This is a genomic window from Sphaerotilus sp. (assembly GCF_041083715.1).
Classification (GTDB): Bacteria; Pseudomonadota; Gammaproteobacteria; order Burkholderiales; family Burkholderiaceae_C; genus Sphaerotilus.
On sequence record NZ_JBFPGY010000174.1, the window covers coordinates 1 to 9,764 of the forward strand.

Annotated in this window: 9 protein-coding genes; 2 read left to right on the top strand and 7 right to left on the bottom strand. The window is 68.7% G+C overall.

Features of this window, described 5'->3' with window-relative positions:
* Nucleotides 1-25 precede the first annotated feature (25 nt).
* From AB3X43_RS07785 to AB3X43_RS07810, 6 genes are all read right to left on the bottom strand, one after another.
* Nucleotides 26-781 carry a lysophospholipid acyltransferase family protein gene (locus tag AB3X43_RS07785; RefSeq protein ID WP_369429285.1) on the bottom strand — a complete coding sequence of 252 codons (756 nt, stop codon included), beginning with the start codon at nucleotides 779-781 and terminating at the stop codon, nucleotides 26-28.
* Between the two features lie 15 nt (nucleotides 782-796).
* The gene (gmhB, locus tag AB3X43_RS07790) at nucleotides 797-1,435 is read right to left on the bottom strand and encodes a D-glycero-beta-D-manno-heptose 1,7-bisphosphate 7-phosphatase (RefSeq protein WP_369429286.1); all 639 of its coding nucleotides are present in this window, start codon (nucleotides 1,433-1,435) and stop codon (nucleotides 797-799) included.
* Between the two features lies 1 nt (nucleotide 1,436).
* Nucleotides 1,437-3,581, bottom strand: a complete 2,145-nt coding sequence (glyS, locus tag AB3X43_RS07795) for a glycine--tRNA ligase subunit beta (RefSeq protein ID WP_369429287.1) — start codon at nucleotides 3,579-3,581, stop codon at nucleotides 1,437-1,439.
* A 2-nt stretch (nucleotides 3,582-3,583) separates the two neighbouring features.
* A complete protein-coding gene (glyQ, locus tag AB3X43_RS07800; protein WP_369429288.1) occupies nucleotides 3,584-4,555 on the bottom strand; it encodes a glycine--tRNA ligase subunit alpha in 972 nt (323 codons plus the stop codon).
* A gap of 125 nt (nucleotides 4,556-4,680) precedes the next feature.
* Nucleotides 4,681-5,409, bottom strand: coding sequence for a nucleotidyltransferase family protein (locus tag AB3X43_RS07805; RefSeq protein ID WP_369429289.1), 729 nt, complete (start codon nucleotides 5,407-5,409; stop codon nucleotides 4,681-4,683).
* 33 nt (nucleotides 5,410-5,442) lie between these two features.
* Nucleotides 5,443-6,039 carry a hemerythrin domain-containing protein gene (locus tag AB3X43_RS07810; protein ID WP_369429290.1) on the bottom strand — a complete coding sequence of 199 codons (597 nt, stop codon included), beginning with the start codon at nucleotides 6,037-6,039 and terminating at the stop codon, nucleotides 5,443-5,445.
* A 168-nt stretch (nucleotides 6,040-6,207) separates the two neighbouring features.
* On the opposite strand from AB3X43_RS07810, the gene tkt reads away from it, so the two are divergent.
* Nucleotides 6,208-8,259, top strand: a complete 2,052-nt coding sequence (gene tkt, locus AB3X43_RS07815; protein WP_369429291.1) for a transketolase — start codon at nucleotides 6,208-6,210, stop codon at nucleotides 8,257-8,259.
* A gap of 90 nt (nucleotides 8,260-8,349) precedes the next feature.
* Nucleotides 8,350-9,351, top strand: coding sequence for a type I glyceraldehyde-3-phosphate dehydrogenase (gene gap, locus AB3X43_RS07820; RefSeq protein ID WP_369429292.1), 1,002 nt, complete (start codon nucleotides 8,350-8,352; stop codon nucleotides 9,349-9,351).
* Nucleotides 9,352-9,429: 78 nt separating this feature from the next.
* Here the strand turns inward: gap and AB3X43_RS07825 are convergent.
* On the bottom strand, nucleotides 9,430-9,764 hold a 335-nt coding region (locus tag AB3X43_RS07825; protein WP_369429293.1), incomplete at its 5' end, for a hypothetical protein.

Consider the following 9,764-nt stretch of genomic DNA (forward strand, 5'->3'; position numbering starts at 1 on the left):
GACACGGGGCGCGACTCGCTGCCGGTCAGCTCTGCGGGGCGACGTAGGCCTCGGGGTCGAGGCGGCGCATCTCGGATTCGATCCACGCCTCGACTTCGCGCATCAGATCGTCCGGGCGGCGGCCCTGTGGGTCGATCGGGCGGCCGATGGAGATGTCGACCGTGCCGGGACGCAGCAGAAAGCTCTTGCGCGGCCAGCAGCGCGCCGAGGTCACGGCGATCGGCACCAGCGGTGTCCTGGTCGTCACCGCCAGCCGCGAGGCGCCGGTCTTGTACTCGCCCTGGCTGCCGCGCGGGGTGCGGGTGCCTTCCGGGAACATGATCATCCAGGTGCCCTGGGCCATGATCCGCGTGCCTTGCTCGACGACCTTGCGCCAGGCGTCCGAGCCGCGGCCGCGGTTGATGTGGACCATGTCGAGCCGGCCGATCGCCCAGCCGAAGAAGGGGATGTAGAGCAGCTCGCGCTTGAACACATAGGCCAGCGGGTGCGGCATCAGCGCGGGGAAGGCGAAGGTCTCCCAGGTCGACTGGTGCTTGGGCACGAGGATCACGGAGGCGGTGCCGTCGGCCGCGGTCGGCACGTTGTCCATGCCCTGCACGCGCCAGTGCACACCACAGATCCACTTCGCGCCCAGGATCGCCACCTTGAGCCAGCCCGCGCACAGCCAGTACAGCGGTGCGCCGCGCGTGAACGCCGAGGCGAGCACGGCCACCAGGCTCCAGGGGACCACGGTGACGATGAGCCAGAGCAGGAAGATGGCGGAGCGCAGGTAGATGAGCATGGACGGAGGGTCGGTTCAGGAGGGAGCACTGCCGCTTGCCAGGCGCTTGCCTTCGGCGCGGGCGTCGCTGTGTTTCTTGCGCTCGGCGCCGAGCAGCGCATCGGCGAAAGCAGCCAGACTGGCATGCACCGCCAGGCCCGGAATCTGGTCGCGCAGCGCCTGCACACCGGCGTCGTCGAGCGTGGCCGCCTTGCCGGTGCGCACCAGGTGCGGCGCGCAGCCGACGGCAGTGGCCGCCTGCAGGTCGCGCAGCGTGTCGCCGACAGCAGGGACCGTCGACATGTCGTCCAGCCCGAAGCGCCGCTGGATGTCCTCGAACAGACCCGGCAGCGGCTTGCGGCAGCGGCAGTCGTCTTCCGGGGCATGCGGACAGAAGAACACCGCGTCCACCCGGCCGCCCAGCGGCGCGAGCAGCGCGTTCATCTTGAGGTGCATCTCGTTGAGCGTGTACATGTCGAACAGCCCGCGGCCGAGGCCCGACTGGTTGGTCGCGACCACGACGTGCCAGCCCGCCTGGTGCAGCTTGGCGATGGCCTCCAGCGCCCCCGGGAGCGGCACCCACTCGTCGGGCGACTTGACGTAGTCGTCGCGGTCCTCGTTGATGGTGCCGTCGCGGTCGAGGACGACCAGCCGGATGGCGCTGCGGTCGCCCATGTCAGCTCGCCAGCCGGGACAGGTCGGCGACGCGGTTCATCGCGCCGTGCAGCGTCTTCAGCAGGCCGAGGCGGTTGGCGCGCAGGGCGGGGTCTTCCGCGTTGACCATCACGTCGTCGAAGAAGGCATCGACCGGCGCCTTCAGCGCGGCGAGTGCCTGCAGGCTGGCGGCGTATTCGCCCTGCTCGAACAGCGTGTCGGCCTGCGGCTGCACCGACTGCAGCGCAGTGGCCAGCGCCTGCTCGGCGGCGACCTGCAGCAGCGCAGGGTCGATCCGGGCTTCGACGCTGCCTTCGGCCTTCTTGAGGATGTTGCCGATGCGCTTGTTGGCCGCGGCCAGCGACGCCGCTTCCGGCAGCGCCGAGAAGGCCCGCACCGCGGCGAGGCGGCGCGGGATGTCGCCCAGGCGGCTCGGCGCCAGCGCGAGCACGGCGTCCACTTCCTGCGCGCTGTAGCCCTGCTCGCGCAGCGAGACCGACAGGCGGTCGGCGAAGAAGGCGCGCAGCGGTGTGCTCGGATCGGTGATCCGCTCGCCGAAGGCAGGCAGGGCGGCCTGGATCAGCACGTCCAGGTCCAGCGGCAGGTTGTTCTCGACCAGGATGCGGATCACGCCCAGCGCGTGGCGGCGCAGCGCGAAGGGGTCCTTGTCACCGGTCGGCAGCTGCCCGATGCCGAACAGGCCGACCAGCGTCTCCAGCTTGTCGGCCAGTGCCACGACCGTGCCGGTGTGGTTGCGTGGCAGCGTGTCGCCGGCAAAGCGCGGCTTGTAGTGGTCCTCGATGGCGATGGCCACGCCGTCGCGCAGGCCTTCATGGCGTGCGTAGTAGCCGCCCATGATGCCCTGCAGCTCCGGGAACTCGCCGACCATGTCGGTCAGCAGGTCGGTCTTGGCCAGCAGTGCGGCCTGCTGCACCTTGCTGTCGAGCACCTTGAAGTGGTCCTCGGCGTCCACCGTGTACGGCAGCGTCGCCATGCTGAGCTGCTGCACGATGGCATGGCCGATGGCGCGCACACGCTCGGCGCGCTCGCCCTGGGTGCCCAGCTTGCCGTGGTAGACCACCTTGGCGAGGCCCTCGACGCGCGATGCCAGCGTCTTCTTGCGGTCCTGGTCAAAGAAGAACTTGGCATCGGCCAGCCGCGGGCGCACGACGCGCTCGTTGCCCTGGACCACCGCGCTCGGGTCGGCGGGGCGGATGTTGCTGACGATCAGGAACTTGTGGGTCAGCTTGCCGGCGGCATCGAGCAGCGGGAAGTACTTCTGGTTCGCCTTCATCGTCAGGATGAGGCACTCCTGCGGCACGGCCAGGAACTCGGCCTCGAACTGGCAGGTCAGCACGTTCGGCCGCTCCACCAGCGCCGTCACCTCGTCGAGCAGCGCGTCGTCGTCGATCGGCTTCAGGCCTTCCTTGGCAGCCGCGGCGGTGAGCTGGCGCACGATCTCGGCGCGGCGGGCGCCGAAGCCGGCGATCACGGCGCCTTCGGTCGCGAGCTGCTCGGCGTAGGTGTCGGCGTGGCGCAGCGTGACGGTCGGGTGCGCGGCCTCGAAGCGGTGGCCGGTGGTCGTGCGGCCGGCGGTCAGGCCGAGGGTGGCGATGTTCACGATGTCGTCACCGTGCAGCGCGACGAGCCCGTGGGCCGGGCGCACGAAGTTCACGCTCGACCAGCCATCGGCGAGCTGGTAGGTCATGACCTTGGGGATCGGCAGCTTGGCGAGCGCCTCGTCGAGCGCCTTCTGCAGCCCTTCGGCCAGCGTGGCGCCGGTCACGACCGAGTCGAGGAACAGCGCCTCGGCCTTGCCATCGGGCAGGCGCTTCAGGCTCGGCACCACCGACGCATCGGCGCCCACCGCGGCGAGCTTCTTCAGCAGCGCGGGCGTGGGCTGGCCATCGGCGGTCAGCGCCACGGCGACGGGCATCAGCTTCTGCTGCACGGCCTTGTCGGCGGCCTGGGCCGCGACACCGGTGACGTGCACCGCGAGGCGGCGCGGCGACGCGAACGGCGTCACCACGGCGTCGGCACCGGCCAGACCGCTGGCCTTCAGGCTGGCGGCCAGCGTGCCGGCGAACGATTCGCCCAGCTTCTTCAGCGCCTTGGGCGGGAGTTCTTCGACGAAGAGTTCGACGAGGAGGTTCTGCGTGGTCGTCATGGTCAGGCGGCCTTCTTCGAGTCGTTCTTGGCGTCGTTCTTGGCGGCTTCGGCGTCGATCTTCGCGATCACCTCGTCGGCCCAGGCTTTGGGCGCCATCGGGAAGCCCAGGCGCTTGCGGCTGTCGAGGTAGGCGGCGGCCACGGTGCGTGCGAGGTTGCGGATGCGGCCGATGTAGGCGGCGCGCTCGGTCACCGAAATGGCGCCGCGGGCGTCCAGCAGGTTGAAGGTGTGTGCGGCCTTGAGCACCTGCTCGTAGGCGGGCAGGGCGAGCTGCTGCGCCATCAGGTGCTGCGCGTTGCCCTCGTGTGCGCCGAAGGCGTGCAGCAGGAACTCGACGTTGCTGTGCTCGAAGTTGTAGGTGGACTGTTCGACCTCGTTCTGGTGGAACACGTCGCCGTACTTCAGGTCCGCCGCGCCGTTGGTGCCCTTGGCGTAGACCAGGTCATAGACGTTCTCGACGCCCTGCAGGTACATCGCCAGCCGCTCCAGCCCGTAGGTGATCTCGCCGGTGATCGGCTTGCAGTCGATGCCGCCGACCTGCTGGAAGTAGGTGAACTGCGTCACTTCCATGCCGTTCAGCCAGACCTCCCAGCCCAGGCCCCAGGCGCCGAGCGTCGGGTTCTCCCAGTCGTCCTCGACGAAGCGGATGTCGTTCTTCTTCAGGTCGAAGCCGAGCGCTTCCAGCGAGCCCAGGTACAGCTCCAGGATGTTGGCCGGTGCGGGCTTCAGGACGACCTGGTACTGGTAGTAGTGCTGCAGGCGGTTCGGGTTCTCGCCGTAGCGGCCGTCCTTGGGGCGGCGGCTGGGCTGGACGTAGGCGGCCTTCCAGGGCTCGGGGCCGAGGGCGCGCAGGAAGGTGGCGGTGTGGCTGGTGCCGGCGCCGACTTCCATGTCGTAGGGCTGCAGCAGCGCACAGCCCTGGGCGTCCCAGTATTCCTGAAGGCGAAGAATGATTTGCTGGAAGGTCAGCATGGCAGTGGCATCAGCAGGCGTGGTGCAGGCCCCGGGGCGGCCTGCGGGTGGGAAGGCACGACGAATGGTGTGGGTGACGTCTGGACGCCGTGACGAGGGGACGTTGTGACGTTCTGGCGTGGATTCTAGGCGTCGTGCGTGGTCTGCCCCGAGGGCGAACCCTGCAGCGCTGCGAGCTGCGCCGGCGTGCCGACGTTTTCCCAGCGGCCGACGCCGTCTGCCAGCCCGATCCGCCCGGCCGCGACGCCGTCGATCAGCAGTGGCCCGAGCGATGCGCGTCGCCCCGCCGGCAGCGCGGCGCACAGCCGCGGGCGCATCAGTGCGAGGTTGGCATAGGTCACGCGGGTGCCGGCGTGGTCGAAGTCGCCGCGCGGGTGGTAGAGCGGGTTCGGCACGACCCAGAGCCGCGCGTCCTCCCCGCTCTCGACAAAGCGGGCGGCGGTGTCGGCGTCGAAGCGGAAGTCCGGTGCCCAGATGTCGCCCGAGACGACCCAGAAGGCTTCGCGGCCATCCGCGCAGAGCCAGTCCTGCACGGTGGCGATGCCCCCTGCCGTCTCCAGCGCGCCGCCGAAGTCGCGGCCTTCGTGCGAATAGCGGATCGACAGCCCGAAGCGGCTGCCGTCGCCCAGCACGGCCGGGAAGCGTTCTTCCAGCCACGCCGTGTTGATGACGACCTCGCGCACGCCGCCGCGGGCGAGGGCCAGCAGGTGCCACTCGATCAGCGGCCGGCCGAAGACGGGCAGCAGCGGCTTGGGGGTGGTGTCGGTCAGCGGGCGCATGCGCTCGCCACGGCCAGCGGCGAGCACGATGGCGCGCGGTGGCCGGGAGGGTGGGGCGGGGGAGGTGGTGTTCACGGGCTCGCAAGTGTAGAGCCCGCGAGTGGTGTGTCAGGCCGTGCTGCCCAGACCGATGGGCGCCGGCGCGGTGCGCACGATGCGGCTGAAGAGCTGTTCGTATTCGGCCGATGGCGGGTGGCCGGTCAGTGGGTCGCGGTTCTCGCCGAAGGCGTCGTCGAGCACGGCCCAGTCCGACGCTTCCAGCACCTGCAGGGCCAGCGGCAGCACCACTTCCTCCTCGATCTGCATGTGCTTCAGGTAGAACGACAGGTAGCGCTCCACCGCTTGCTCGAAGTGTTCGCGGCGCGTCTCGCCGAGCATTTCCCAGGACAGCAGTGTGTGCTCCAGATCCCGGATCGCCCGCTCGCCGACGCCGTGGTCGCGGTCGAGCTTGTCGAGCATCTCGGCGGCACGGTCGCTGCGCTGGCGGATCAGCGGGAACAGCAGGTCGCTTTCCTTGCGGTGGTGCAGCCGCTCGGGGAATTCGTCGATGTAGAACAGCATCGCGCGCAGCACGTCGAAACGCACGGGCGAGCCGTCCTGGCGGTGCTGGCGCAGCAGCAGGTGCAGCGAGCTGAGCATGGCACCGAGGGCCTGGTGTTCCTCGCGGATGATGCGGATGGCGGTCGGGGTGGGCAGCGTGGACATGGCGTGAACGTCTCCTGGGCTCGTTGGTGGAGGCATGGTGCATGCAGCGTCGCAGCTTCCCTTCCGGCTGGGTTGACGACCGTCAATGGATGTTTCAGGGGGTCGGTTGGCGCTGCCGCTTAAAATCACCGTTTCGCCCTCCCGACCACACCTACTCTGCTTGTGTCCATGGCCGCCACACCTGTTTCCCTTTCTTCCTCGATGGCCAACGCCATCCGCGCACTGGCCATGGATGCCGTGCAACAGGCCAACTCCGGACACCCCGGTGCCCCGATGGGCATGGCCGACATCGGTGTGGCGCTGTGGAAGCGTCACCTCAAGCACAACCCGGCCAATCCGCAGTGGGCCGACCGCGACCGCTTCGTGCTGTCGAACGGCCACGGCTCGATGCTGGTCTACGCGCTGCTGCACCTGACGGGCTACGAGCTGTCGCTGGGCGACCTGAAGGCCTTCCGCCAGATGCACAGCAAGACACCGGGCCACCCGGAAGTCGGCGTGACTCCGGGCGTGGAAACCACCACCGGGCCGCTCGGCCAGGGCCTCACCAACGCCGTCGGCATGGCGCTGGCCGAGAAGCTGCTCGCCGCCGAGTTCAACATCGACGGCCACACCATCGTCGACCACCGCACCTACGCGTTCATGGGCGACGGCTGCCTGATGGAGGGCATCAGCCACGAAGCCTGCGCGCTGGCCGGCGCGTGGAAGCTGAACAAGCTGATCGCGCTGTACGACGACAACGGCATTTCCATCGACGGCCAGGTCGCCCCCTGGTTCATCGACAACACGCCGCAGCGTTTCGCCGCCTACGGCTGGAACGTCATCGACGCCGTCAATGGCCATGACATCGACGCCGTCGATGCCGCCATCGCCCAGGCCAAGCTGAGCACCGACAAGCCGACGCTGATCGTCTGCAAGACCCACATCGGCCAGGGCTCGCCGAACCGCGCCAACACCTCCAAGGCCCACGGCGAGCCACTGGGTGCAGCCGAGATCGCGCTGACCCGTGAAGCGCTGGGCTGGTCGGCCGAGCCGTTCACCATCCCGGCCGACATCGCTGCCGCGTGGGACTGCCGCGTGGCCGGTGCCGCCGCGCAGGCCGAGTGGGACGAGCGCTTCGAAGCCTACGTGCGCGCCTGCCCGACCCAGGCGGTCGAATTCGAGCGCCGCATGATCGGGGACCTGCCCGACGCCTTCGCCGAGATCGCGGTCGATGCGGTCGGCGCCGCCCACGACAAGGCCGAGACGGTCGCCAGCCGCAAGGCCAGCCAGATCGCGCTGGAGCACTTCACCGCGCAGCTGCCGGAGCTGCTCGGCGGCTCGGCCGACCTGACCGGCTCGAACCTGACCAACACGAAGAGCACGCCCGCGCTGCGCTTCGACGCCTCGGGCGCTCCGGTGCGCAACGCCGAAGGCCAGCTCGGCCGCCACATCAACTACGGTGTGCGCGAGTTCGGCATGGCCGCGATCATGAACGGCATCGCGCTGCACGGCGGCTACATCCCCTACGGCGGCACCTTCCTGACCTTCAGCGACTACAGCCGCAATGCCATCCGCATGGCCGCGCTGATGAAGCTGCGCGTGGTCCACGTCTTCACCCACGACTCCATCGGCCTCGGCGAGGACGGCCCGACCCACCAGTCGATCGAACACGCCGCCAGCCTGCGCCTGATCCCGGGCCTGGACGTCTGGCGTCCGGCCGACACCTGCGAAACCGCCGTGGCATGGACCATGGCTCTGGCCAACCGCAACCGCCCGAGCGCGCTGCTGCTGTCGCGCCAGAACCTGCCCTATGCACAGAAGACCACGGCGGACGAGATCACCAAGGGCGCCTACGTGCTGTCCGAGCCGAGCGACGCCGGCTTCAAGAAGGGCAAGAAGCCCGACGCCGTGATCGTGGCCACCGGCTCCGAGGTGCAGCTCGCGCTGGCCGCGCAGGCCGAGCTGGCCAAGGACAAGATCGCCGTGCGCGTGGTCAGCATGCCCTCGACCACGGTGTTCGACCGCCAGAGCGTCGAGTACAAGTCCGAGGTGCTGCCGCGCAAGGTGCCGCGCATCGCCGTCGAGATGGGCGTGACCGACTTCTGGTGGAAGTACGGCTGTGCGGCGGTCATCGGCATCGACACCTACGGCGAGTCTGCGCCGGCCGGTGTGCTGTTCCAGCATTTCGGTTTCACGGCAGAGAACGTGGTCGCCACGGTGCGGAAAGTTCTCGGCAAGTAACGTCTCCGGCGGGACACTCGGGTGGCTCGCCACCTGTTCCCGGTGTGCCGCCTTCAGTCCAGGTTTTCCATTCCCCACAGGAGTTTTCCCATGACCATCAAGATTGGCATCAACGGCTTCGGCCGCATCGGTCGCATGGTGTTCCGCGCTGCGGTGCAGAACTTTGCCGACGACATCGAAATCGTCGGCATCAACGACCTGCTGGAGCCGGACTACCTGGCCTACATGCTCAAGTACGACTCGGTCCATGGCCGTTTCAAGGGCAACGTCTCGGTGGACGGCAACACGCTGGTCGTCAATGGCAAGGCCATCCGCCTGACCGCGGTGAAGAACCCGGCCGAGCTGAAGTGGGACGAAGTCGGCGCCGACGTCGTCATCGAGTCCACCGGCCTGTTCCTGACCAAGGAAACCGCCGAAGCCCACCTGAAGGCCGGCGCGAAGAAGGTCATCCTGTCGGCGCCGTCGAAGGACGACACCCCGATGTTCGTCTACGGCGTGAACGACAAGAGCTACGCCGGCCAGGCCATCATCTCCAACGCGTCGTGCACGACGAACTGCCTGGCGCCCGTCGCCAAGGTGCTGAACGACACCTGGGGCATCAAGCGCGGCCTGATGACCACGGTGCACGCCGCCACGGCCACGCAGAAGACCGTGGACGGCCCGAGCAACAAGGACTGGCGCGGCGGCCGCGGTATCCTGGAGAACATCATCCCGTCGAGCACTGGCGCCGCCAAGGCCGTCGGCGTGGTGATCCCCGAGCTGAACAAGAAGCTGACCGGCATGGCCTTCCGCGTGCCGACGTCGGACGTTTCGGTCGTGGACCTGACGGTCGAGCTGAACAGCCCGGCCACCTATGCCGAGATCTGCGCCGCCATGAAGGCCGCGTCCGAGGGCGCCATGAAGGGCGTGCTGGGCTACACCGAGGACAAGGTCGTCGCGACCGACTTCCGTGGCGAGCCGTGCACCTCGGTGTTCGACGCCGAAGCCGGCCTGGCGCTGGACAGCACCTTCGTGAAGGTCGTGTCCTGGTACGACAACGAGTGGGGCTACTCGAACAAGTGCCTGGAAATGGCGCGCGTCATCGCCCAGTGACCGGCCCGGACCCATCGGTCCGCTGATGCAAAAAGGCCCCGCAAGGGGCCTTTTCCATGGGCGCTTCGCCGTGTGGGTTCAGCGTCTGCACGGCTCGAACAGGTGTCCGCTCAGCCTGGGCCTGAGCGCTGCCACACGCTCCTGGATGTCCGCGTCGGCCTTCTGGATGCGCACGGTGTGCAGCGTCGTCGGCTTGACCAGGGGCACCACGCGCACGTACTTGACCTTCTGCCCTGTCAGGCGGGTCTGCAGTGCGCGGGCATCGGCCTCGGCACCGTGGCGACCGAAGACGAAGCCGGGCAGGTATTCGTCGGGCAGGTCGCGGGCTTCCTCGAAGGCGATCTCCATCTTGCGCAGTTGCTCGGCGCGCTTGTCCATGATGGCGCGGCTCTTGTAGGGGCCGACGTAGACCA

Bases quoted from the DNA above. Each gene is read 5' to 3' on its own strand.
- AB3X43_RS07785 (WP_369429285.1), bottom strand. From the start codon at position 781: ATGCTCATCTACCTGCGCTCCGCCATCTTCCTGCTCTGGCTCATCGTC.
- gmhB (WP_369429286.1), bottom strand. From the start codon at position 1,435: ATGGGCGACCGCAGCGCCATCCGGCTGGTCGTCCTCGACCGCGACGGC.
- glyS (WP_369429287.1), bottom strand. From the start codon at position 3,581: ATGACGACCACGCAGAACCTCCTCGTCGAACTCTTCGTCGAAGAACTC.
- glyQ (WP_369429288.1), bottom strand. From the start codon at position 4,555: ATGCTGACCTTCCAGCAAATCATTCTTCGCCTTCAGGAATACTGGGAC.
- AB3X43_RS07810 (WP_369429290.1), bottom strand. From the start codon at position 6,039: ATGTCCACGCTGCCCACCCCGACCGCCATCCGCATCATCCGCGAGGAA.
- tkt (WP_369429291.1), top strand. From the start codon at position 6,208: ATGGCCGCCACACCTGTTTCCCTTTCTTCCTCGATGGCCAACGCCATC.
- gap (WP_369429292.1), top strand. From the start codon at position 8,350: ATGACCATCAAGATTGGCATCAACGGCTTCGGCCGCATCGGTCGCATG.